We start from the raw sequence: 23,396 nt of genomic DNA on the forward strand, positions 1-23,396 counted from the left end.
CTAAATTTGTAAAGCTTCTAATCTCTCAGACTCGCTTTTCGCATTCTGATCCAGGTAATCCAGGAAAATGGCAGCGGCAAGCAAATCAGCGCTTCCGCCCGGTGATACATTCATGCTGCATAACAATTGATCCAATTGTTCTAACAGCTGCCATCCTTTGTCGGCAGAAACTCCTCCTGCCCTGACGATTTCCTTTGCATGAGCCTTTGTGATTTCGAGGGCTTCCGCGCCTCCCCTATGCAAAATACATGTGTCATTTAGCTCTGCCATCAGTGCGATCAGTACATTTAGCCTGCAATAATCCTCACTCAGACCTCTTTCTCTTGATTCATTAAGAACTGGCAGCGCTATCTGTCTTATGTGGGGAAAGCCTTGCTCGGCCTCTCCTCTTGCTCCATCCACTCCAAACCTTGCTTTAACCCGGCTGCCATTTGTTTTATCAGGTAGCAGGTTACGATCTTCATATAGAGCAATCTTTCCTGCCTGAACAGCTACCTCTTTGCCTGGGCTTTCTCCCAGGTCCATTGCAGCACTTGAAACCAGGAGGCCTAATGCCCATATTGCTCCTTTATGGGTATTTACGCCACCCGTGGCCTGGAACATCTCCTGTTCACCCCGCCTGCCAATCATGGCGATCTCTTCGCGCAGCTCCTGAGAAGGGGTCCGATTAAAGCTTGTTTCAGCTATTTTCCTGAATGTATCTTCAAGTGCAATAGCTGACCGGATCAATGTGCTTAAAGACATATCTCTATGCGAGCCTGAGCTTTTCTTATCAACCAGTCCTGGTTTTGGCGTGAGCTCAGCCTCTTCAATGAGTGATTGTATGGCCAGCTTTCCAAGATATAGGCTGTAAGATTCTAAGTCTTTCATTGTTCCCTTCTGCCTCCTTTTACCAGCTTCTGAATTTGGCAGGCGGTTCATATAACCCTTCCGACCATTCCACAAGCTCCTCTACATTTTTGGCAGCCAGCAGGGATCGTTTTGCATCGGTTCTTCTAATGCCGAGATCCTCAGGAAGAGCGATTAACCCTTCTCTTCTTAATTTTTCCGTCGCCTTTATATCATGCTTCAGGCCAATTGGGGTCACACCGGCAATGGCTGAGATGGCCTGTCTCCGCTCCTCCATGCTGTCCGTTTTATATAGATAGGCAATGCCCTCTTCGGTGACTATATGTGTCACATCCTGCCCATAAATCATGACAGGTGCTGTTTCAAGGCCTATATCTGCTTTAGCGCCAACAGCATCCAGCGATTCAACAAATACAGGTTTATTTCCGTTTTGGAAGGTTTCTACTACCTGAACAACCAATTTTCTTCCGCGTGCAAGCGGGTCATTGTCCGTCATCATGTCAAGCCATGCCTGAGAAGAATGGCGCCTTCCTCCCGGATCATGTCCCATGTTCGGCGCTCCCCCAAATCCGGCGAGGCGCCCTCTCGTTACGGTTGAAGAATTCCCTGCTTCGTCAATCTGCAGGCTGGAGCCTACAAATAGATCAACTGCATACTGTCCTGCAAGCTGGCAAAGTGTCCTGTTTGAGCGCAAGCTTCCATCATGCCCGGTAAAAAACACATCACGCCGGGCAGCAACGTATTTTTCCATGCCTACTTCTCCGCCAAAACAATGGACACTGTCTACCCATCCGCTTTCAATAGCAGGGATGAGTGTAGGATGAGGATTCAATGCCCAGTGCCTGCAAATTTTCCCCTTCAGGCCTAAGGATTCACCGTAGGTAGGGAGAAGCAGTTCAATCGCGGCAGTATTATAGCCAATCCCGTGATTCAGAGATTTTACTCCGTGCTTTTCATAGATTCCCCTTATGACCATCATGGCCTGCAGAATCTGAATATCAGTAATATGGCGAGGGTCCCGTGTAAATAGCGGCTCAAGCTGATAAGGCTTGTCAGCAACAACGACAAAATCAATCCAGGAGCCTGGAATGTCTACGCGAGGCAATTCATCAGTCAGTTCATTCACCTGTGCAATGACAATTCCGCTGCTGAAGCCTGCTGCTTCAACAAGAGTCGGTGTTTCCTCAGTATTGGGACCTGTATATAAGTTGCCTTCTGAATCAGCTTTATCCGCAGCGACTAAAGCCACTGAAGGAATCAAATCAATGAAGAGCCTTCCATATAACTCTACATATGTATGAATCTCTCCCATTGTCAGCTTCCCATCTTCAAGCATTTGCGCCATCCTGAGACTTTGCGGGCCGGCATATGAGAAGTCCACTTTGCTGGCAATGCCGTACTCAAATATATCGAGATGTTCAGGTCGGGAAATGCTGGACATGATCATATGCAAATCGAATAATTTTTTCGGGTCAGCCTGAGCAAGAGCAGCTGAAAGGAAGGATGCCTGTTTTTGATTGTTTCCTTCAAGCACCACCCGATCCCCCGGCATAATCAGTGTTTCGAGAGCCTCGACAATTTGGCTGGTTGGAATAATTCGATTGCTGGTGATGCCCTTCATTCCCTCTAATCGTTTTTGCTTGGCTTCAAGACGTGTATTCCACGATCGCTGTTTGGCAGCCTGCATGATAAATTCCCCTCTCTATAAAAATATTTTAAGAACAAAATCTCTTTGCCAGGAAAAGACAATTATCTAACCCGTTTTCATCCACTGAGACTGATCGGGCACCAGGCAGTGTTCTTTTATTTAAAGTGGTCAGGACATTCCCTGGAGACATTTCAATTAAAAGCCTTGTGCCATGCTCACAAAGCAAGGAGCTGATTTCATACCAGCGGACTGGATTCGAAACATTATAAGCGAGGTCTTCTCGAATTTGCTCCGAATCCCGTAATAGCCTTGCTGTCCGATTTGCGGCATATGGGATAAACGGGGCCCGGATATGGACAGAAGCAAGCTTGTCATATAAGGAATCACCGACTGAATTCAGCAAAGGACAATGTGATGGCACAGTTACATTCAGAAGCTCGGCTGTTCTTGCACCGCGTTGACCGGCTTGATCAAGAACCTTTTTGATGGCTGGAATGGAGCCGGAAATGGTTACTTGATCTGCTGCATTAATATTCGAGGGATATACCGGGTTCTCTACTGAAGAAATGGCTGCAGCGATTTCCTTTACAGTAATGGCATCAAAACCTGTAATCACTCCCATCCCATAGCCCGATGGAAAAGCATGTTCCATCAGCTCTCCTCTCAGCTTTACAATCTCCAAAGCATCGGTAAAATCCATCGCCCCGCAAATAACGGCAGCTCCAAAGGCTCCGGCTGAATGGCCTGCAGCAAAATCCGGCTTCACCCCTTCTGCTTTAAATGCTTTTGATACAGCCACTGACGCAATAAGCAAAGACAATTGAACTGAAACAGTGGACTTTAAGGCTTTGGCAGTATCAAGATCCAAAACATTTTCTCCGATTACTTCTCTTGCTTGCTGCAGTACTTCAAGAGCGGCTGGATGTTCCGGCAGGCTGTGCAGCATACCTTTTTTTTGGGAGCCCTGGCCGGGAAATACGAATGCAAGCTTCATTTCATTTCCTCCCGCTTGCCCATCTTTCGTTTCATGCTGGCTATTACATCCTGATTATGCCTTGTCAGCAAATCTGCTGCCTCTTCTAATTTCTCCTCCTTTAAAAGACCAATTAACAATTCATGTTCACGCACTGACTTTTCAATATTCCCCTGGCTGGCAAATGAAAGGCTCTGTATTCTCAGTAATGGCCATCCAAGCCGGGAATACATGGTCTTAATCGTTTCACTTTGACTCATTTCTACAAGAGCAGTATGAAACGAGTGGTTCAGCTGCGTGTATTGATGAACATTCGTAACATCGGCCATCTGGTCAAAAAGTTCTTTCATTTTTTTCAGCCTATCCTGATCGATTCCGTTTCTGCTGATTCTATCCATAGCCATTGACTCCAGCATGATCCGAATTTCCAGCAAATCATAAATTTCGTTTTCCGTATAATCCTTAACAATGGCTCCTTTTCGGGGTATCCTTTCCACAAGCCCTTCAATCGAAAGCAAGTAAATGGCCTCTCTAACTGGTGCACGGCTTGTTCCATACTCTTCAGCATAAATATGCTCAATCAATTTATCACCAGGAACCAGCTCTCCCTTTATAATTTGGTCGGTGATATGCTCTGCTATATGATTTGATAATGCATTTTGATTAAATTTATCCGCTTTCATGACACTGTCTCCTTCAGTGTAAAAATGTTTGGTCGACTGTCGATTTTAATTATAACGTTACATTTTCAATAATTCAATATTTTAAGAAAATTGTAAAAATTAATTGACTTATTCTTTTCATTCGTTTTATTATGAGTTCTAGGAATACAGTCGACTGTAGATTACAAAAATGCAAACGCTTTCTTTATTTCAAACAATTTATACGACCCCTAAGTCCAGTCATATTATTGGTCTCATTTGCCGTTCTGTTCCTTAGCCCAAAGCAAAAAATTAAAAGGAGAGATGAAATGGTTATTTACGGGGTTGCTTTGTTATCTATCTGCTTATTATCCGGTGTATTTTTCGGAGATCTTCTTGGAGATTTTCTTGGGATCGACGCCAATGTCGGCGGTGTAGGCATTGCTATGCTGATGTTAATACTTCTGGTTGAATACTTAAAAAAGAAAGATAGATTAAAGACTCCGACCCAGGAAGGGGTATCTTTCTGGAGTGCCATGTATATTCCCATCGTTATCGCAATGTCGGCACAGCAAAATGTGGTCGCAGCTCTGGATGGAGGACCTCTTGCCCTAACCGCGGGAGTAGCTGCAGTCGTCATCAGCTGGGCTGTTGTACCTCTTTTAAGTAAAGGCGGCAATGCAAACGAAACGCTGGAAAGTGAAATGACTGGAGGGGATCAGCGTGTTAGAAACATTAGGTAATGCTCTTACAGACAATGGTCTCATCGTTGCTTTTACTGTCGTAGGGCTGACAATGCTAGTTTCTTATTACCTCTCTGATAAACTAACAAAAGGCAGAATACACGGTTCAGCAATCGCCATAGCTCTTGGATTGGTGCTCGCCTATATTGGCGGAGTGGTAACCGGCGGTGAAAAAGGCCTTTCGGACATCGGCATTTTCGCTGGAATCGGATTGATGGGCGGAGGCATGCTCCGTGACTTTGCCATTGTGGCCACTGCCTTTGGCGCCAATTTCAGTGAAATCAAAAAAGCCGGTGTAAATGGCGTTGTTTCCCTCTTTTTGGGTGTTGTCCTCTCCTTTGTAATCGGTGTCGGAATTGCCCTGGCATTTGGATATACTGACGCGGTCAGCCTTACAACAATTGGTGCCGGAACTGCAACGTACATAGTTGGGCCAGTAACAGGAACGGCGATTGGAGCCAGCTCTGAAGTGATCACTCTCAGTATCGCAGCGGGTTTAGTAAAATCCATTCTTACGATGATCGGAACTCCTTTCGTCGCAAAGTATATTGGCCTTAATAACCCTCGCACGGCCATGGTTTACGGAGGTCTAATGGGAACGACAAGCGGAGTAGCCGGCGGATTGGCTGCAACTGATCCAAAACTGGTGCCTTATGGAGCGGTTACGGCAACCTTTTACACGGGACTGGGATGTCTGATGGCACCATCTGTTTTATTTTTAATGACAAAAGCTGTGTTCGGTTAAGTTGCATCAAATCAGAAAAAGCGGCATTGTGCCGCTTTTTCTGCTGTTATGGGCGCCTGCCCTCAGTTTATCGGAACAGGCTCCTGCTTCTACTAATCTTTCTTCCTTGTGATAATATAATTCCGCTTTCCTTTCTCAACCGAGTAGGTATCCCTGGTCCTTTCCATAATAAAACTGAAGGTGTTTACCCTGCGCTTGGATATTCTTGATTCCAGCTTCTCTGTCCGATCATATTTGTAAGAAAGATCCTTTTCAGCAGCGTTCAGCTTAAAACAATGTCCGCCGCTTACATAAACGTTAGAAAGATCCTTATCTTCAGGCATGATAGCTTCTACATGATGGAGAGCAAACCACACACACTCCTCCTGCCCCGGCGAAGTATGTGGAAACCAATACATGTCGACCTCTCCTGGAATTCGTACAGGCACAGCCTTACATTGGCCAAGTATGGCTCTCGAACCGCTGATGGCACCATTGAGGTCAAAACCATAATATTTAATGCTTTCATCAATAATCTCGATTGGTTTCACATCTACCTTAAACGTATAGTCACCCTCCAAAATCAGACTGTGGCATTCCCCATTATCATTAAACTCCGCTCTGATCGATTTCGTTTCAGGAACAATAATATAACTGCATATTTGTGTTGCTTCCATCGTTAGTAACAGCCTCCCTTTAATTTAACTATTTAAAAAATGAAATTTAAGGAGTATACTAACTTATGAGTTGGTATACTCCTTCTCACTGAGACTCTCAGGCTATCGTCTTCCCGGACCCGCCTGAGGTTTTTTTTTTGCTTACAAATTACTCACCTCCTTTGAGACTCCAGCCAATTTGCCATTTCGGTTATATTTCTTTTATTATTTTCCAGGTAAAAGAATTCCCCTCTTACAGTTCCTTCAAATTTCCGCCACTCCGGATTCCTGCTGCTCCAATTCATTCCCTTTATACTATCCATTCTCTGAGTTAGGCTTTGTTTTTTGGCAGCAATTGATTGATTCTCCAGGTCTTTAATTGCGTATAGAGCTATGGCCTGAATAAGGGGAAAGCTCGCCAGCATGGTTTCATGATAGTTTCCGATTTGATTAGGGTGATGAAAGGTGAAGAGTTTTTCGAGCCATAGATTCACAAAATCCATATTTGCTTCATCTTCTGCCCCTCCCTTCTCCTTCCATTCTTCCGATCTGCTTAACAGCTTCCCTGCCAGAAAAGTAGCCACAAGCAAGCGGAGCTGAGATAGTGAAAGGAACTTTTTATTCGCTGGCCGGATGACAGCCCTTTTTTCCGTTTCCACTCCTGCTTCATTTAACTGGGCATTGGATCTAAGAATTCGATTGGTAATCCCATTTAAGATATTTCTGGAATCATAGGAGATTCGCTTGGACAATGCCACCTGTTTCCCTTTAGTGTTTAAATCTATAAAAAGCTGATTCTCCTCATCTTTAGAGAGTCCTTCAAGAACCTGAATAGCTAAATCTGTTTTCTCCAATAAATTTTGAAGGTGATAAGCATTCCTGACTTCATCATCCTTCTCACTTTTCATGCTCATAAAAATTTGATCTTCCAGCTGCAGCAAAGCTTTCATCCGGTGTGAACCATCTACAATGTTAAGTTTGTTAGGAATTTGTTTTTCTACCATTCCTGCTTCCACTGTCGCAACAAGCGGCGGCAGATATATTTCTCCCCCGGCTGCATTCAAGAAGATATACTTTTTAATCCGTCTGACTTGAAGCTGGTTCGTATCTCTCAGAATAAGCCGTCCACCTTTATGCATTTTGAACAGTTCAGAAACACGCAGTGTTATAAAAGTTTGCCTCTTTGTAAAGATGTCATTAACAATCACGGCATTATCCCTCCCTGTTCAATTTTCTTTTTGAACTCCAATGAGGTTTGCTGAATTTTTCTTGATGAAGAGTGCCCTTTAATTCTGGAAGTCCCGGATTCGAACAGATGCCGGAACATCTGATCATTGTGCTTCCAGCTGCACTCATATTTTAGGTTTTTCAGCTGTTGTATGGCTTCTTTGTAGGATATGTTATGAGTTCTGGTCAGCTGGTTGGCACAATAGGCAAGAGCAATTTGTATCCCTGAGTAACCGCTTACAAACCTAACCCTGTTAGCGCTTTTCTTAGGGAAAATTTGCTGCCATGTTCGAAAAAATTCTATCGCGATCTCTTCTGCTTCCATAGGGTTGCATCTATAATAAGGGGAACCTTTTTTTACAGTTAAAATACCTTCAAATAAGGCTATGATGCACCTCTTCATGGTGGCTAATGATGTAAGTGCCGAGTTGTGAATGGATATTCTGGATAGGTTTTGTTCAATTTCAAAGATAGTCTGCAGCTGACTTGCTACGTTTCTTGTCAGTTCAGTGTATTGATCCCGCTGGTCATAAAGCATGATTTGCCCTATATGAGCTTCTCTTCTTTCTGTATTGATATCAGTAAATAATTGCCTCTCCTCAGACGTTGTCAAATCCAGGAATACCTGCATGGCAACGGGATATTCTTTCAGTTTTTCAATATATGTCTGAAGCAGTACTGCTTCATCAAGCCTGCCTGTTTCTTCAGCTGATTCTTTCCTGGATTTCAGATGGCTAATAGCAGATGAAAAACTGGCGCTCCGATGCTGTCCATCAATGATGTAAAGCTTGCTGCCGGGAGTCAGTTCCCATCCATCATCAGCTTCTTTAATCGCACCTCTGGCAGAAAAAACAAATGGTGAAAAGTAAAAATCCTTGCCTTCTTCCAGCGATTGGATAATAAACTCTCTTATCTCTACCCGCCTTTTTGGATCCAGCTTTCTCTGAACTTCTTCGTCCACTTCGAAAATCGCTTCCAAAGTCGCATACCTCAACTGAGTGACCAGTACCTTTTTACCAAACTGAACGCACGAGGATCCCATTATTCTGGTTAATACGCCAATATTTGTCATATATCTCACCCCGAGGTCTATTATAGGCTTATTGTCTGATTATTGTAAATTCCATTTTCCTCGTTATCTTGGTGTTGTTGCTTCTTAGGCTTGATTTTCTAGACTCAGCCTGATTTCATACTATTGACAGAGGCTTTAAGAGAAAATATAATATGTTTTTCAAATTATTAAACTGAAAAGAGGTCTAATTTTTGTGATTTATGTCACAAACAACACCTCAGCTCCTCCTTTTCATCCGTTGTCAGAAAAGTCATTCATAAAAAACAGAAAATATTCTCTTAATTTCGAACATTTTGTGACTGTTCCCTTTGAGACTGTTACAGAATGAAAAAGAAACAGGTTTGTCTGTTTCAAGGTATAAATGATATGTTAAATTCAAAAAAAATGCGTGCCTATCTTTTAACCAGGCACACCATTTCATCTACTATTAGGAGTCTTCCCCGTTTCTATCAGCCACCATATTGCCAGTTGAGTCAGTGATTGTTATAAATTTGTTATTGCAGTTAAATGCAAATGTATTCTGTACTCCCTATCTGGTCATTGGCATTCGGCTGTTCGATCCATTTTTCGGAAAACAACTGACTGCTATTCGATAAACCCGGATCGGTAACAGTGATGTACTGTCCAATTTGGAATCCCCCATGGTTAAATATACAAATCAATCTCCCTGCAAATCCCTTTAACTTCCTGTACAAAACGATTTCGCTGCCGAACAAAATAAGTACAAGCAAATAAAAATATTTCTGGTGTGGTATTTTTATGATAAACTCCTTTAACTTTTGCCAAACCCGGATAGGGATGAAAAGGGAAGGTGTTGTCATATTCATATCTGCTAGAGTATGAAAACATCAACCGATTTAACGTACCAGATACCTTTTTCAGCAATTCATTTAACCGTTTTTCATTATGATTCTCCTTTTCATGTAGTTTCTCCACCTTGCTCATTAACACTTCTAGAGACCCATAAATTGGGGCGAAATCAAATTCTTTGTCGCTCAGTGAATCAATTTGCTCCAGGATATTTACGCTTGAACTCAAAAATTCATCAAGCCGGATTGGCAATACTCCACAGTTTGAAAGTTTATTAACAAGACTGCTATGAATTTTCGTATCCCGTACAAGCAAGTCAAGGTCAACTTTGTCAAACAAATCTTTCTCTGTATGCCACCACCAATTCCCCCCTGGTGTTTGATAGATTTTATTCTCACTGGCAGGTTCATACTTAAACATAATGTGAATGGGGATATTAGGTCCCCAAAAGGACTGGTCTGCACCACGCGGAAGGTAGGTTAATTGTTCTGGTTTTTTCCCTGTATAAGTTTTGATAATTTCTTTAAGCAGGTGCTTATCTTCCATGGAAGTGGATCTTGGAAAAATCGCCTCATTTCCTTTTGAACCTGGAAAGTCCACATTAATATGAGCAACACACCTTTCATTTAGGTCCTCCCAGAAATGATCACAGTACCATGCCGATCCAGCATATCTGCCATTGGAGTGACCAGGCCACCAGGCAAATTTTATTCCTCTCTTTAACCTGGAATTACTAATACTGAACAGTCTGGCAAGTTCGAGTAATAAGGCATTTCCTACAGCATTATCAGTGGCTCCTTTATGCCAGGAATCATAATGGCTAGAAATTAAAAGAAACTCTTCCTCTTCGCCCTTTATGGTGCCAACTGGTAAACTAACAGTCTTAATACCTTCTTTTAAACCTGTTTTTATGGTTACGTTAATTTCTTTGTCAGCCAATTCCTCTAAGAGCCTAATACCGTCATGATAATTGACTCCGACAACAGGAAGCTTTGTTAGTTGGTCCATATTTTCAATCGTGGGAGTCCCCCAAATGGTCCCTACGGTTTCTTCATGAATGGCCTCTTCTTCTGATGGCCAAATATGTATTAAACCTAAAGCTCCAGCCTTTTCAATTTGCATAACATAATCCTCAAGGTAGTTCCAGCTAATAACTATTTTTCCTTTGAAATCTACAATACATGATTCCCCTTTTCTATCACTTGATTTATCATACACAAGCTTAGAAGTTATGCCATTAGGGCAATTCCTGCTAAAGGATCTGGCCTTGGCCCTTAATGTATAAGGAATTTGCGAATTCACCAATACTTCACCATAATGTGGATCACTGAAATATCCATCAAACTGATAACGTTCATAGGAGACTCCATATTGTTTAAGTTGATTGATAATGTAGGTAACCGCTTCTTCTGCCTCGGGTTCACCGGAAAGCCGTTCCAGCTCAGAAAGGAATTTTACATGTTTCTCCAATTCACTTTTATCAACTAGATGAGATACATTCATACCCGGTTTTTCCAATCTTCTCACTCCTGCCCATTCAGTAATAAAAACAACAAAACTCCTGCAAAGCTATGTTTTCGCAGGAGGAATATAAAGTCTTGATAGGTAACTTGAATTCTAGGGATTAGGAAGCTGCACGTGAATATTAAACAGACAATTGTAACTTAAACATTCTACTGCTAAGATGTCGATTGCCTGATACCAATCCGTGCCTTTAATAACTTATTCCATGAGCAATTAATACAAATACAGCTCCGATGGAAAACCAGATTAGGAAAAGCGGCCACATGAATCGGATCCAGCGGTTATATTTGATTTTTGAGACCGCCAAGCTTCCCATTAACATGGCAGATGTCGGCAGCATGATATTGGATAGTCCATCACCCAGTTGAAAGATAAGGACCGTTGTTTGTCTTGTAATATTGATAAGGTCTGATAAAGGAACTAAGACAGGCATGGTTGTAGCCGCTTGACCTGTTCCTGAGGTAATAAAAATATTTAAAATATTTTGAAATGTGTACATCCCAAGAACTTGAACAGAGGCTGGCAGCTGACCAATCGTTGAGGCAAGTCCGTTCACCACAGAATCAATGACATAACCTTGCTCTAAAACAACGACAACCCCTTTTGCGATACCTACAATAAACGCACCGAATGTAATGGCACTTGCACCTTTAACAAACTCTCCTGCAATTTTACTAGGTCCGTATTTTGAAAGAAAACCAACAATAATTCCTAGACTCAAGAAGAATGCTGCTAATTCTTCCATCCACCATCCCTGGCTGGAAACACCCCAAATTAGAACACCAAACCCTGCTATTACTGAGAGTATTGTTAAAATATGAGTCACTTTTACTGATGGTAAAGCTGATAAATCTATTTCACCGCGATTTTCCTCTATTTCTAAATCATAAACAAGACTTGTAGTCGGATCCTTTTTAACCTTTTTTGCATAACGAATGATATACAAACTCGTTGAAAATAACAATGCCACTAATAGAATGGCACGAAGCCACATACCCGAAAACATAGGAAGTTCCGCAATGGCTTGGGCTATCCCTACATTAAATGGATTCAATAATCCTGCTGTAAAACCTGAAGCAGCTCCTAGCATAACCATCGCTGTTCCAGTAATGGCATCATATCCCAGCGATCTAGCAATTACAATTCCGATCGGTACAAAAGCCATAACCTCCGCAGACATCCCCATTGTAAATCCACCAACAGAGAAAAGAATAAGGAATATTGGAATAATAATTAGACCTTTATTCACAAAAGCCTTTCCTACCCGAGCTGCGACAGCTTCTATCGTTCCTGTTGAATTAATAATTTGAAATACCCCGCCAATTATAAAAATAAAGAATACAACATCTGCAGCACCCACTAAACCATGAACAATAGCTAAGGGTATATCTAAGATACTAACCGGGCTTTGCTCAACAGATTTAAAGGTATTTTCAACAACAAGCGTTTGACCAGTTGCTTCATCCTTGACCCGCTCAAATTCCCCAGCTGGCAGCAGGTATGTTAATAAGGCTGCAAAGAATATGAAGAAAATAATGATGACAAACGTGTGAGGCATTTTAAAAAAATTCCTTTTTTTCACTTGATTAGTTTCCATTCCAGGAGTAGGCTTCATTTATCAAATCCCCTTTCTTTTAATTTTAGATAATTTAGCATCCTTATTCTTTTTCCATTTATCAAATTCGTTTCTGATTTCTTGTAATTTTGCAGGATTAAGACAAATATCATACGCTGTCATAGCTAACGCTTTTGCTGCCTTATTTAAGCCGGACATCCCATATTCTGATGCTGCGGCTTCCACAAATTCAGGAGTGTGTGTTGCAGCAGTATCCGTTATTTTTATATATGGATGAATCGTTGCGGTTACTTGTCCAACATTACCAATGTCAGAGGAGCCAATTCCTCCCTTTTCAGGAGGATCGCTTACCAATTCACCTAGCTCTTCAAGATTTTTCTTAAAAATAGAAGCTAATGCCTTGTTGTTATTTCTTTCTGCATAAATTAAACCCTCAGAAATCTCTAATCTAGCCCCAACAGCTTCGGTTGAATATCGTGCAGCTGCACAAACCTTTTCTCTAACAACATGTAACGACTCGACGTTTTCAGCTCTTAATAAAAACTCTGCTTCACAATACGCTGGCACAACATTTGTTGCTTCACCTCCCTTGGTAATAATTCCATGTATTCTAACGTCATCCTTAAAAAATTGACGTAAGGAATTAACCGCAACAAAGGTATGGATAACTGCATCCAGTGCACTGATCCCTTTTTCAGGAGAAGCAGAGGCGTGTGCTGCTTTCCCATAGAATTTAAAAGTAACGTCAACACATGCGAGTCCCCCTCGTAATACCATTGTCTTACCGTGAGGGTGGCACATCATCGCTACATCGACATCATCAAATACCCCATGTTCGACCATTAGAATTTTCCCCCCTCCTTCTTCTTCAGCAGGTGTTCCGATGACAATAATTTTCCCTTTAAGATTTGGGTGTGCGTCCTTTAGGGCTAACGCAGCCCCCACTGCAGCAGTACCAATAATATTATGGCCGCATCCATGTCCCAGCCCGGCTAATGCATCATATTCTGCTAAAATAGCAATGGTTGGTCCTCCTTTTTGCCCCTCCCATGTTGCTCGAAAGGAAGTTTCCAAGTTGGCAAGTCCTCTTTCAATAGAAAAACCCGATTTTTCCAGTGGTTCAACTAACCAATTCATTGCTTTATATTCTTGAAAACTAGTTTCTGGATTTGAATGAATTTTTAATGATAATTCCCGAAGCTCTGTGTCTCTCTTATCTATTGCATGCATGATTGCATTCTTACCTTTGACCGAAATATCATTCATAAAGTACACCCCTCGATTTTTTCAGAATATTATAACTTATATTTTTTAATGTTACACACAGACATACTATAAGTAAAATTAATCTTTTTTTAGATTACCCAAAAAAAATTTTTGGATAGTAGTGAGTACTGTATACCTTATTTCAAAAAGAAAAGACTAGAAGAGCAACACTAGCTGTGCCTTCTAGTCTTTTTTGATATAATATAAGGCTTTAATGGATTCAACAAATTTGAAGATAGCCGCTAGCTGCAGAGAGGATTCACGGTACAAAAGCCAGGTTCGTTTCTTCATCTTTTGCCCATTTTTATAAGCTAAATCATAACAGAAGAGATGATCATGATCATGATTATGAATAAATGCTTGAGGAACAATGGAAAAGCCCAGCCCCATCTTAACCATTTCTTTACATGTCTCATAGCTATCTACCAGCATAGTAGTATTTGGAGATGTTTCATACCGTTCATTCCACCAGCTCGATATATTTTCCACATCAGACAGTTCCTTGGAATTCTTGTACTTAATTAATACGAAAGGTTCTTTTCGGTTGATAAATGGAAGTGAGGGAAGGTCCTCTATATTGATTTCCTGCTTTGTTATTAAACAAATACTTTCTTCATCTAAAAGATAAGACTTATCAGACCAATTATAGTCTCCCCTAACAATCGCAACATCGATTTCACCATCATTCAGTAAGCCCATCATCTCTTTACTGAATCCTGAATCAACGTTTAAATGAACATTCGGATAATTCGCTGTATATTCTTTTAAAATGGGCGGCAAGTTATATTGGCAAAAATGACTGCTGACTCCAATTCTCAAATTACCTTTTACTTCATCCCCCATATTCAATAAGTAATCTTTTGCCTCTCTAAAGTCCGAAAGATATTTATTTGCATAGGAAACTAAATACTCCCCTGCCGGTGTGAATTTTACCCTTTTTCCATTTTTGGATATTATCTCTACCTGGAATTCCCTCTCCAACTGTCTTAATCGATACGTAAGAGCAGGCTGTGTCATATATACTCGCTCTGCTGCCTTTGTCAGATTTAATTCTTCATAAAGATATTGTAATATTAGACAATCCTTTTCTTGCATTTCCTCCCCCTCTTTAATAAACATAAGATTCTTTTTTCATTTATACTTTTTTGGATAATCGACATAAATAAATTCACTTGCTTAAGAGCTAAATATCGTTAGAAACATTATAAACTATTATTATACTAACCAGTAGTTCCCGCACCCACAATCCATACAGCTGCCTCCGGATTTTCCGCACACTAGTCACCTGGATTACTAGTCATTATACAGCTGTGGGGTGCACCTCCTATTTAAGAACAATCAATCGATGTTCACCGAATGAAATACCCCACAAGAATCGAACCGGCACTATATACCAGCAGCAAAGCCATTATCACATTAAACTGACTTCTATACTTCGCCAGGAAGGATTGAAAAATCGATCCAAAAACACTCCAGCAAAAGGTGCTTAGGAAACCAACAAATGCAAGGAAAATGGAAAAGAATATCAGGCTCGTATGTGAGGTATAGTATGGAAGGATAAAGGTTGATATAACTGTAACCCCATATAAGATCCCCTTTGGATTAATGAATTGTAAAAGCATCCCGATTAAAAAGCCGTTTTGCTTTCCATCATTATTGTTTTGATTTTCCGATTTACTGGTCATGATTTTAAGGGCCAAAAACAGCATATAAATGACTCCAATGATGGTCATGATCAATTCAATCTTTGGAATGAATTGATGAAGCAATAGATTAAAATAGCTGCTAAGTATCATAATGACAAAGAACCCCGCGCTTACCCCCAAACAAAATCGTATCGTATTTCTTAAACCGAACCGGTTAGCGAATACCATGGCCATAATATTGTTTGGACCTGGCGTAAAGCTGGTAACAAAAACATATAAGAAAAAAGATAATAAAGACACAGCTGCCTTCCTCCTTTGCGTGTATGTTATAATGTACAAAAAGACAATATAACGATTTACTACATATTGTATATTATGGACGTTATATTGTACAGATGAAAGGAATGCATGTATGGAAGAAATTCATTTAATTCTTGCTAAAAACTTAAAAGCATATCGAGAAAATAAAAAATTAAGTTTAGAGAAGGTGGCCGAATTAACGGGAGTTAGTAAAACGATGATCGGCCAAATTGAACGGGGCGAATCAAGCCCGACCATCACAACCATCTGGAAGATTGCAAATGGTCTAAAGATCTCTTTTACCTCACTGATTAATCATCCTCAGCCGGATACTCAAGTTGTTTTAAAGAAGGAAATTCAGACATTATCAGAGGATCATGGCAGGTATCGGGTATATCCTTACTTTCCTTTCGAAAACGATAAACGATTTGAAGTGTACACTGTCGAAATCGACAAAGGAGGATACCTGAGTGCTGAAGCTCATATCGAGGGAACCGAAGAGCTGATTGTTGTCTTTGATGGGGAAATAACCATACGGGTTAATAACGATGAATATACATTGGAAAGCGGTGACTCCATCAGATTCAAAGCTGATCGGCCCCATACCTATCATAATTCAGGGAAATCTTTGGCACGTGTCAGTATGATTTTATTTTACCCGGCAGAATAAAGGCATTGCTATGATTGGCGTAAATTTAACTGAAATCTTAAATTGACAGACCCTTCCGCACAAAAAGCAGCCTCCCGGGGCTGCTTTTCCTCGGTTAATGTTCCCCACAGCATAACATCAACCGGTTTGATAAAGAAAAGCTTACGGTTTGCTTAAGGTTGTGTAAGTGACATTATAATTGGTTGGATGTAAGGTCCTGCCATTTACAAAATATAAATTTATTAATTTCAAACTAAACCTTCTCCGTATATAAAAGAAAACAATAATCCATTTTTCAGTCCATTGACACTCTTAATCTTTCCGGATTTTTGGTATATTAACAGATGAGAATATTTGGAAGGGGAGAAAAGAATGAATGAACTAGTGTTTAAACAGTTTGAGAAGACAAGAGGTTATTTTATTAAAAAGATCGAGTCAGTATCAAAGGATGTAGCAAGGGTACAGCCAGACGGTTTTAACAACACGATCCATTGGCATATTGGCCATGTATTAACGGTCTGTGAACAGTTTATGTTCGGCTTTCCCCGCAAAACGACCCATATCCCTGCAAACTATATTGAATTATTTGGGAACGGTACAAAGCCGGCTGATTGGAAAGGTGATATACCTGAAACAGATGAGCTCATTATACAGCTGAAGGATCAATTGGTCCGAATCCAGCAAATTCCAGCTGAACGGTTAAATGAAAAGCTGGCTAAACCATTTTTGGGACTTGAAACCTTTGGTGAATTAGCCGAATTTGCGTTGTTTCATGAGGCAAACCATTTGGGGCATATTCAAGCGATGGAACGGGTTATTAATCATACAGGTGTAAAGAACTAAAAAAGGGAAGATCTTTTTAATTTTAGTCTTAAAAGTTACAAAGGGTGCCCATTGATATTACGAACAGCACCATTGGGCATCCTTTCTTATCTAAATCTAGTCCCTCGTCCCCAGAACATCTGTATTTGGCGGTTCATACCCCAACTGGCGGGCCATCGCCATAATCTGTCCTTTGTGATGGTATTCGTGAGTGACAGTATGCATGAACAGTTTTCGAGGAGTCATTGAAATCTCCTCAGTTGATTCTCTCCAAGGAATAGGCTGCACGATTGACTCATCCATTTTTTGAGAAAATGACTCAAGAACTTCATACACATAAGCATCTGCTTGTTCAAAAAGTGTCCTGATTTCCTCGATGCCGATTGTCGGAATGTTTTCTCTAGGTGTGATAGGCTTCTTCGTTTTTAATAAAACAAATGATCCTAGCCAGCCATGATAACAATTCGCTACATGAACAAGTGTGTCACGCACACTCTGCCAGCCGAATCCCATTTCACACGTAAAATCATTTGGATCCATTTTACTGCAAAAGTCCAAAAGCACTTCCCGATTCTCTTTGACCCATTCGTATTCCTTCCGCTCCATTGTATCCGTCCTCTTTTCTTTCTACTCTTTACTTTTCCTGGAACCCTGGACTTTTCGAATATAGATGATCTGTCCAATTTGATAAGTGTTATGTCTGCACAAATTTGATAACGCCCCCCCTGAGGGACAGGCACTCATTACCGCTCCTTTTCCTTAAAAAACAATTGTTTTGTTTTCATGAACAATAATCCGGTCTTCTAAATGCCATTTAACCGCTCTGGCAAGAACACTCCGTTCAATAGAACGTCCGCTCTTTTTTAGATCATCTATATGATCCCGGTGGTCAACACGCTTGATATCTTGTTCAATGATTGGTCCTTCGTCAAGATCGTTTGTAACATAATGAGACGTTGCCCCAATTATTTTTACCCCGCGCTGATGGGCTCGATCATATGGCCTCGCACCAACAAATGCAGGAAGGAAAGAGTGATGAATATTAATGATCTTGAATGGATGAGCCCCAACAAAGGCTGGAGTCAAAATTTGCATATATCTTGCTAAGATGATTAAGTCAATATCAAATTCTTTTAAAAGCTTGAGCTGTCTTTCTTCGACTTCCTCTCTATTTTCTTTACTTGCTGGTATGTAAAAGAATGGAATATGCAAGGATTCTGCAATTTGTCTTGCTTCCTCGTGATTGCTCACAATAAGAGCGATGTCGGTAAGCAAATCACCACTTTGCCATTCCCATAACAGCTCACGTAAACAATGAAGTTCTTTTGATACGAAAATAGCTGTCTTCTTCAATTCATAAACAAATGCTAATTTCCATTCCATTGAAAAGGTTTCTGCGATTTCCTTAAATTGACTTTTCAACTCATCTTCCTTCGACTGTAAACCAGGACATTCAAACTCGATTCGTATAAAAAAGGTTCCACCCTCTGGATTTGTCGAATATTGACTCGATTCAATAATATTAGCATCATGCTGGAACAGAAACTTGGATACAGCAGCCACAATGCCCGGCTGATCAGGACAATTGATAAGCAGCCGCCCCCTGTTTTTTTGACTTTCTCTAAATACTTGAAGTTGATCTTGAATAGATGAATTCATATGAATCTCCTTTTTTAATTTTAATAACTATAATAGACTTATTGTTCTGGATTTAAAAGCATATTTTTTTATAAAGTTATTTATTTGGGTTTATGGGATAGTAAACATGGAGTAATGCTGAAATCTAGGTGCCAGCTCTTAGTGAAGGAAATTTCCATCATACAGATACATGTCAAAAACGGTTCCCTTACTTTCTTCCCGAAAGCAAAAAAACCGTCAATAGTTTCTCATAATCACATTCCAGACTTCTTCAGTCTTATATAAATACTTCGTTGTACAACACGTTTAAAGAAAATTGGTAAATGCGAAGAGATTTTCCAAACAGAAGAACTCGGCCTGTTTCTTACCTCCTGCTTCTTTCCCCAAGATTTATTCCAATCCCCATATAAATAACTGCAATTAACAGCATTAATGAAACCGGAAGCATGATCTCACTCCAGCCAGCACCAAAAAGGGCTGCATCCATCATAGCCTCAATCGCATAACCCATAGGGAACAGGTCAGCAATAAAATTGAAAACCGGATTATCCATTACACCAGGCGGCACATACACACCGCTGATAATCGGGATAATCGGAATAACAGATGGATAAACCATATTAAACTTTTCCGGTGTCTTGGTAAAGCCGGCAACCAGCATAGCCAGGCTTACACTGCTTAATGTAAACACGGCGGCTATCGTCAGAATAAGGGAAAGCGGTCCTATTTCATAGTTCATGACATATTCGAATATCAGAAAAACAACGGCCATTTGAAAAAATCCAATGAAAAAGCTATACAGTAAATGACCGGTATACATATTGGTTTTACTTACTGGCGAAAGGTTCAGACGGTTCCATACCCCGCTGACTTTATCCGCATTTATGCCATTAACCTTAAATCCAATGGTGAACATGGCAATAAACAGGGTAAAGCCAAACAGCAGCTGGGTCCCCATATTATGGCTGGTCAATTCTCCGCCATTCACGCTTTTGGTGTTAACGGTCAGGGGCGGTTTTTCCAGGTAGCGATCGATTTCGTCTCTTAATTCAGCTGTATCAGCTGAGCCTGTGATCGCCTGAAGCTGTGCTTCCTCCGTAAATACTTTATGAACATCCTGCTCGATCAGCTGGATGTTTGGCATATCAGATGCGGTTATTAAGCGATAATCCTGTTCCAATAATAGAATGGCAACATCCCTTTTTCCCTCTCTAACCTGTTCACGTGCTTCCCCTTCTTCTGAAATAACATATTCGGTATTTTCATTATCCTTATTTAATAACTTTACCCATTTTTGTTCAATCTCCTCGGCATTTGGCCCGGAGGCAAACACAGAAACAGTGGTACTCGTCTGCCAGGCCGAGTTTCCGAAAATGAGAGTAGCTAAGATGCTCAGGCCAATAAATGTCAGGATTAGGAGCGGCTTTCGTTTGTCCTTTAGGAATTGAGCGTAAAACACTGGATACATCAGCTTCGCCCCCTTTTTGGAAAGATTGACACACTGATGGCAAAACAAATGATAAATACACCCATTAGAAAAATAATCGGGAATAGCAAGTCATTGAAATGACTATATTGAACCCATTCAATAAGGGCTGTCTGTGTCAGGCCATTCGGTGTCCATTCGCCGATTTTTTGAATAGGCTCCGGAAGTCCTTCCAGTGGAAAGAAGCTGCCGCCCAAAACACCAAACCCCATAATGACAAGGGTCGATATACCACTTGCTGCGTTGGTGTCGCTTAAATGGAGGGTAAGAGCCGTAAATAAAGCGGAAAGTCCCCCTACCGTTAAGGCAAATGCGATCAGGACAACCATTAACCCAACCCAAAACGTGAATGATTTATCCGGGAATACATTTAACAGCAATTGAACAACCGTCAGGGTAATCGCGAATTGCAGAATGGAGAGAATAAAAGCGGATACCGTTTTCCCAATTAAGAAGGACAACGGATGGCTATTCGTTAATAAAATCCGATTGAACACCTGCTCCCGCTTTTCTGTCATCGTTTTTAACGAAACCGTTTGAGCCATAAATAAGGCAAAAAGGGTGCCAATTGCGATCGTGAAATATTGAGAAATGGTATACGCATCCGCACCATCATCCCCTTCAACCACTTCCTTGCCTCCCTTTGGCAAAATGGGTTCTGCCGTGGCCTTGATTCCTTTACTCCCAAGGGCAAACTGCGTATTTACCGTATTTACAAAGGTATGGACGACCTCTTGAAGGGTGCTGACCTCTGCCGATTCCTCCTTGGCTAAAATCGTTACGGACCCTTGAGATGTTTCCCCTAATAGAACACCGGATAACGATTCAAACGTAAACCCTTCTGGAATTTTAATAATCGCATCCAGTTCCCCGCTTTTCACCTGTTCCGCTGCTTCCTGTTCACTGAAGTCCTTGACAGTCACCCATTCCTTTAAATCAGAGCTGTTCAGAAAATCATGAATAAGCTTTACAGGATCAAGGTTATCTGCTTCTGCAAGTAGTACACTTTTTTCTTCGGAGGATAATCCCTTCGCTTCCACAGCAGCAGCAAATTGCTCCTTCCCCTTCTTCACATCATCCTCCTGCAACACTGAAATATCTATTTGCATCGCTTTTTCATCCTTAAAAAGGCCTGAAAAGGCAAAATTCAAGATCACAATGATCAGGATGGGAAGCATTAAAGCCATTAAGATCTCTTTGCGGTCTCTCCAGAAAACCAGGAGATCTTTTTTAATAAAAGCGCCCATTTTTCACCTCTCCTTAATCCCGCAATGTTTTACCTGTCAGGTGCAGAAAGACGTCCTCCAGGCTTGGAATTTCTACTTGATAGTTCATGATTTGAATGCCTTCTTTTTCAGCAGCATGCACAAGGCTGCTTAAAAGATGATGATTCTTCTTCGCCAGAATGCGAAGCCCTTCATTAGTTTGTTCCACCTGAAGGACATCTGGCAGCGTTTTAATCTTATCCGTGAATGCTTCACTTCTCTTGCTGAGCTGAACCCCGATGGTATCTTCACTGGATAAAATACTCAGCAATTCTTCCTTGCTGCCAGTTGCGATGATTTTTCCATGATCCATAATATAGACCCGATTGCATAATTGCTCGACTTCCTCCATGTAATGGCTCGTATACAGGACGGTAGTGCCCTGGGTTTGATTTAATTCCCGAACGGTTTCTAATATATGGTTTCGTGACTGGGGGTCAATGCCGACAGTCGGTTCATCGAGTATGAGGATTTTCGGATTATGCAGGACGTAGCCGCGATGTTGATTCTTCGTTTCATTCCGCCTGAAAAGGTTTTAATCAGCTCCTTTTGGCGGTCCTTTAAGCCGACCATGTCCAGCACTTCCTGAATACGGACTTCCAGGGTTTCTTTTTCAACACGATAGGCTTTTCCGAAAAACTTCAGGTTTTCATAGGCTGATAGCTCTTCGTATAACGCGATTTCCTGTGGCACTACTCCAAGTACTTTTCGAAGGTCTGAAGGATTTTGAATCGTGCTTTTCCCGTCAAGCTTTACATCCCCGGAAGTCGGCTTAATGAGGGATGCAATCATGGAAATCGTTGTTGATTTACCGGCGCCATTCGGTCCAAGCAGGCCGACTGATTCACCTGTATGCAAGTAAAGGTTGATTTCATCCACCACTTTTTTTTCTTTAAAGCTTTTCGTCAGTTTTACCGTTTCGAGCATGGTTCCACACTCCTTTATTTAGTTGATACGTTCAGCATATAAAAAAGGAAACAGCATCACTACTGTCTCCCGTCACGAGTTATGTATTTCACCATTACTTTTATCATTTTATCTGAATTAGACAAGGTTATGGCGGATGGCATAGATGGCGAGCTGTGTCCGGTCTCTTAAATCCAGCTTCGTCAAAATCTGGCTTGTGTTATTTTTTACGGTGCCTATGGAAATGGCAAGCCGTTCTGCGATTTCGTTATTGCTGAGCCCATCCCCAATGCATTTCAGGATGGCCCGTTCCCTGGGTGTTAGGGAAGGATCCGGTTCCTTGGTGTCCTGCTGTTTCATTAATTGAGGAACGACTTTTGCAGCTACTCCTTCTTCTATTGATAAACCGCCTTTTAGTGCACTTCGGATCGAACGGAGCAGTGAATCCGTGTCACCGTTTTTTAGAATATAGCCGCTAACGCCTATCCGAAGCGCCTCCATGACATAATCATCGTCATCGAAGGTTGTCAGCATTAAGATCTTTGTTTGCGGCCAGCGGGATTGGATGATTTTTGCCGCTTTTAGTCCATCCATTACAGGCATGCGGATATCAAGAATGGCAATGTCAAATTGCATTTTTTCACAAAGGCTGATGGCTTCTTTGCCGTTATCTGTTTCGCCTGTGACTTTGAATTCAGGTTCGGTTTCAATCATCATTTTTAAGCCCTGTCTGACCATTACCTGATCTTCTGCCAGGAGTATTCGAATCATGGTATCACCTCTATTCTCATAGATTGTCTTTGAATTTTGCCCGTTGATTTCCGCTGCAGGTACTCGCTTTCCACGGGGCGGGCGCTGAGCCTCCTCGACGCTCTGCGTCTGCGGGGTCTCAGCTGTCCCGCTGCTCCCGTAGGAGTCTCGCACCTTCCGCTCCAATCAACTCAGTGATAATTATTAAATAAGCACTCAAAAGCC

21 protein-coding genes and 1 pseudogene are annotated in these 23,396 nt (G+C 41.3%); 4 read left to right on the forward strand and 18 right to left on the reverse strand.

What is annotated here, in order from left to right; translation table 11 throughout:
* From ACXAD1_RS13400 to ACXAD1_RS13415, 4 genes are read right to left on the reverse strand one after another with little or no spacing between them, the layout of a single operon-like run.
* Positions 1-870, reverse strand: coding sequence for a triphosphoribosyl-dephospho-CoA synthase (locus ACXAD1_RS13400; RefSeq protein ID WP_474910286.1), 870 nt, complete (start codon positions 868-870; stop codon positions 1-3).
* Between the two features lie 19 nt (positions 871-889).
* The gene (gene mdcA, locus ACXAD1_RS13405; protein WP_474910287.1) at positions 890-2,536 is read right to left on the reverse strand and encodes a malonate decarboxylase subunit alpha; all 1,647 of its coding nucleotides are present in this window, start codon (positions 2,534-2,536) and stop codon (positions 890-892) included.
* 28 nt (positions 2,537-2,564) lie between these two features.
* Positions 2,565-3,491, reverse strand: coding sequence for a malonate decarboxylase subunit epsilon (gene mdcH, locus ACXAD1_RS13410; RefSeq protein WP_474910288.1), 927 nt, complete (start codon positions 3,489-3,491; stop codon positions 2,565-2,567).
* Positions 3,488-4,153: a GntR family transcriptional regulator gene (locus tag ACXAD1_RS13415; protein WP_370222326.1), complete on the reverse strand. Its 666-nt coding sequence runs from the start codon at positions 4,151-4,153 to the stop codon at positions 3,488-3,490. Before ACXAD1_RS13415 ends, mdcH begins: the two co-directional genes overlap by 4 nt.
* A gap of 287 nt (positions 4,154-4,440) precedes the next feature.
* On the opposite strand from ACXAD1_RS13415, the gene madL reads away from it, so the two are divergent.
* Together madL and madM are read left to right on the forward strand one after the other, a co-directional pair.
* A complete protein-coding gene (madL, locus tag ACXAD1_RS13420; protein ID WP_474910289.1) occupies positions 4,441-4,854 on the forward strand; it encodes a malonate transporter subunit MadL in 414 nt (137 codons plus the stop codon).
* Positions 4,835-5,599: a malonate transporter subunit MadM gene (madM, locus tag ACXAD1_RS13425; RefSeq protein WP_206844071.1), complete on the forward strand. Its 765-nt coding sequence runs from the start codon at positions 4,835-4,837 to the stop codon at positions 5,597-5,599. Before madL ends, madM begins: the two co-directional genes overlap by 20 nt.
* A gap of 92 nt (positions 5,600-5,691) precedes the next feature.
* Here madM and ACXAD1_RS13430 read toward each other — a convergent pair whose 3' ends face one another.
* From ACXAD1_RS13430 to ACXAD1_RS13465, 8 genes are all read right to left on the reverse strand, one after another.
* Entirely contained in the window at positions 5,692-6,255 is a 564-nt protein-coding gene (locus ACXAD1_RS13430; protein ID WP_206844069.1) for a competence protein ComK, read from the reverse strand.
* A gap of 152 nt (positions 6,256-6,407) precedes the next feature.
* The gene (locus tag ACXAD1_RS13435) at positions 6,408-7,442 is read right to left on the reverse strand and encodes a DNA sulfur modification protein DndB (protein ID WP_474910290.1); all 1,035 of its coding nucleotides are present in this window, start codon (positions 7,440-7,442) and stop codon (positions 6,408-6,410) included.
* A complete protein-coding gene (locus tag ACXAD1_RS13440; protein ID WP_474910291.1) occupies positions 7,439-8,533 on the reverse strand; it encodes a DNA sulfur modification protein DndB in 1,095 nt (364 codons plus the stop codon). Before ACXAD1_RS13440 ends, ACXAD1_RS13435 begins: the two co-directional genes overlap by 4 nt.
* 645 nt (positions 8,534-9,178) lie before the next feature.
* On the reverse strand, positions 9,179-10,861 hold the full coding sequence (locus tag ACXAD1_RS13445) for a M28 family peptidase (protein ID WP_474910292.1): 1,683 nt from the start codon (positions 10,859-10,861) through the stop codon (positions 9,179-9,181).
* A gap of 196 nt (positions 10,862-11,057) precedes the next feature.
* The gene (locus ACXAD1_RS13450) at positions 11,058-12,482 is read right to left on the reverse strand and encodes a YfcC family protein (protein ID WP_474910293.1); all 1,425 of its coding nucleotides are present in this window, start codon (positions 12,480-12,482) and stop codon (positions 11,058-11,060) included.
* A gap of 3 nt (positions 12,483-12,485) precedes the next feature.
* Positions 12,486-13,709 (reverse strand): M20 family metallopeptidase, encoded by a 1,224-nt coding sequence (locus ACXAD1_RS13455; protein ID WP_474910294.1) that lies wholly within the window; start codon positions 13,707-13,709, stop codon positions 12,486-12,488.
* A 183-nt stretch (positions 13,710-13,892) separates the two neighbouring features.
* Positions 13,893-14,804: a LysR family transcriptional regulator gene (locus ACXAD1_RS13460; RefSeq protein ID WP_144539257.1), complete on the reverse strand. Its 912-nt coding sequence runs from the start codon at positions 14,802-14,804 to the stop codon at positions 13,893-13,895.
* A gap of 254 nt (positions 14,805-15,058) precedes the next feature.
* Positions 15,059-15,655: a LysE family transporter gene (locus tag ACXAD1_RS13465; RefSeq protein ID WP_474910295.1), complete on the reverse strand. Its 597-nt coding sequence runs from the start codon at positions 15,653-15,655 to the stop codon at positions 15,059-15,061.
* A 112-nt stretch (positions 15,656-15,767) separates the two neighbouring features.
* On the opposite strand from ACXAD1_RS13465, the gene ACXAD1_RS13470 reads away from it, so the two are divergent.
* Positions 15,768-16,325: a helix-turn-helix domain-containing protein gene (locus ACXAD1_RS13470; RefSeq protein WP_206844026.1), complete on the forward strand. Its 558-nt coding sequence runs from the start codon at positions 15,768-15,770 to the stop codon at positions 16,323-16,325.
* 351 nt (positions 16,326-16,676) lie between these two features.
* The gene (locus tag ACXAD1_RS13475; protein WP_474910296.1) at positions 16,677-17,147 is read left to right on the forward strand and encodes a DinB family protein; all 471 of its coding nucleotides are present in this window, start codon (positions 16,677-16,679) and stop codon (positions 17,145-17,147) included.
* A gap of 96 nt (positions 17,148-17,243) precedes the next feature.
* Here ACXAD1_RS13475 and ACXAD1_RS13480 read toward each other — a convergent pair whose 3' ends face one another.
* The 6 genes and pseudogenes from ACXAD1_RS13480 to ACXAD1_RS13505 form a co-directional block, all read right to left on the reverse strand.
* Positions 17,244-17,732, reverse strand: coding sequence for a DinB family protein (locus tag ACXAD1_RS13480; RefSeq protein ID WP_474910297.1), 489 nt, complete (start codon positions 17,730-17,732; stop codon positions 17,244-17,246).
* A 153-nt stretch (positions 17,733-17,885) separates the two neighbouring features.
* Positions 17,886-18,785, reverse strand: coding sequence for a formyltetrahydrofolate deformylase (purU, locus tag ACXAD1_RS13485; protein ID WP_474910298.1), 900 nt, complete (start codon positions 18,783-18,785; stop codon positions 17,886-17,888).
* A gap of 343 nt (positions 18,786-19,128) precedes the next feature.
* Positions 19,129-20,232: an ABC transporter permease gene (locus ACXAD1_RS13490; RefSeq protein ID WP_474910299.1), complete on the reverse strand. Its 1,104-nt coding sequence runs from the start codon at positions 20,230-20,232 to the stop codon at positions 19,129-19,131.
* Complete coding sequence (locus ACXAD1_RS13495) at positions 20,232-21,497, reverse strand: ABC transporter permease (RefSeq protein ID WP_474910300.1); 1,266 nt, start codon at positions 21,495-21,497, stop codon at positions 20,232-20,234. Before ACXAD1_RS13495 ends, ACXAD1_RS13490 begins: the two co-directional genes overlap by 1 nt.
* A 13-nt stretch (positions 21,498-21,510) precedes the next feature.
* Positions 21,511-22,442, reverse strand: a pseudogene (locus tag ACXAD1_RS13500) (ABC transporter ATP-binding protein).
* Positions 22,443-22,559: 117 nt separating this feature from the next.
* The gene (locus tag ACXAD1_RS13505) at positions 22,560-23,192 is read right to left on the reverse strand and encodes a response regulator (RefSeq protein ID WP_474910301.1); all 633 of its coding nucleotides are present in this window, start codon (positions 23,190-23,192) and stop codon (positions 22,560-22,562) included.
* Between the last annotated feature and the right edge of the window lie 204 nt (positions 23,193-23,396).

It is taken from the genome of Cytobacillus sp. ABV4_503 (assembly GCF_056158445.1).

What these genes read in the sequence shown, in the direction of transcription:
- ACXAD1_RS13460 (WP_144539257.1), bottom strand. Translation starts at nt 14,804, where the DNA reads ATGCAAGAAAAGGATTGTCTAATATTACAATATCTTTATGAAGAATTA.
- purU (WP_474910298.1), bottom strand. Translation starts at nt 18,785, where the DNA reads ATGAATTCATCTATTCAAGATCAACTTCAAGTATTTAGAGAAAGTCAA.
- mdcA (WP_474910287.1), bottom strand. Translation starts at nt 2,536, where the DNA reads ATGCAGGCTGCCAAACAGCGATCGTGGAATACACGTCTTGAAGCCAAG.
- ACXAD1_RS13430 (WP_206844069.1), bottom strand. Translation starts at nt 6,255, where the DNA reads ATGGAAGCAACACAAATATGCAGTTATATTATTGTTCCTGAAACGAAA.
- ACXAD1_RS13495 (WP_474910300.1), bottom strand. Translation starts at nt 21,497, where the DNA reads ATGGGCGCTTTTATTAAAAAAGATCTCCTGGTTTTCTGGAGAGACCGC.
- ACXAD1_RS13490 (WP_474910299.1), bottom strand. Translation starts at nt 20,232, where the DNA reads ATGTATCCAGTGTTTTACGCTCAATTCCTAAAGGACAAACGAAAGCCG.
- ACXAD1_RS13455 (WP_474910294.1), bottom strand. Translation starts at nt 13,709, where the DNA reads ATGAATGATATTTCGGTCAAAGGTAAGAATGCAATCATGCATGCAATA.
- ACXAD1_RS13480 (WP_474910297.1), bottom strand. Translation starts at nt 17,732, where the DNA reads ATGGAGCGGAAGGAATACGAATGGGTCAAAGAGAATCGGGAAGTGCTT.
- ACXAD1_RS13505 (WP_474910301.1), bottom strand. Translation starts at nt 23,192, where the DNA reads ATGATTCGAATACTCCTGGCAGAAGATCAGGTAATGGTCAGACAGGGC.
- ACXAD1_RS13440 (WP_474910291.1), bottom strand. Translation starts at nt 8,533, where the DNA reads ATGACAAATATTGGCGTATTAACCAGAATAATGGGATCCTCGTGCGTT.
- ACXAD1_RS13470 (WP_206844026.1), top strand. Translation starts at nt 15,768, where the DNA reads ATGGAAGAAATTCATTTAATTCTTGCTAAAAACTTAAAAGCATATCGA.
- ACXAD1_RS13475 (WP_474910296.1), top strand. Translation starts at nt 16,677, where the DNA reads ATGAATGAACTAGTGTTTAAACAGTTTGAGAAGACAAGAGGTTATTTT.
- madL (WP_474910289.1), top strand. Translation starts at nt 4,441, where the DNA reads ATGGTTATTTACGGGGTTGCTTTGTTATCTATCTGCTTATTATCCGGT.
- ACXAD1_RS13415 (WP_370222326.1), bottom strand. Translation starts at nt 4,153, where the DNA reads ATGAAAGCGGATAAATTTAATCAAAATGCATTATCAAATCATATAGCA.
- ACXAD1_RS13400 (WP_474910286.1), bottom strand. Translation starts at nt 870, where the DNA reads ATGAAAGACTTAGAATCTTACAGCCTATATCTTGGAAAGCTGGCCATA.
- mdcH (WP_474910288.1), bottom strand. Translation starts at nt 3,491, where the DNA reads ATGAAGCTTGCATTCGTATTTCCCGGCCAGGGCTCCCAAAAAAAAGGT.
- ACXAD1_RS13450 (WP_474910293.1), bottom strand. Translation starts at nt 12,482, where the DNA reads ATGAAGCCTACTCCTGGAATGGAAACTAATCAAGTGAAAAAAAGGAAT.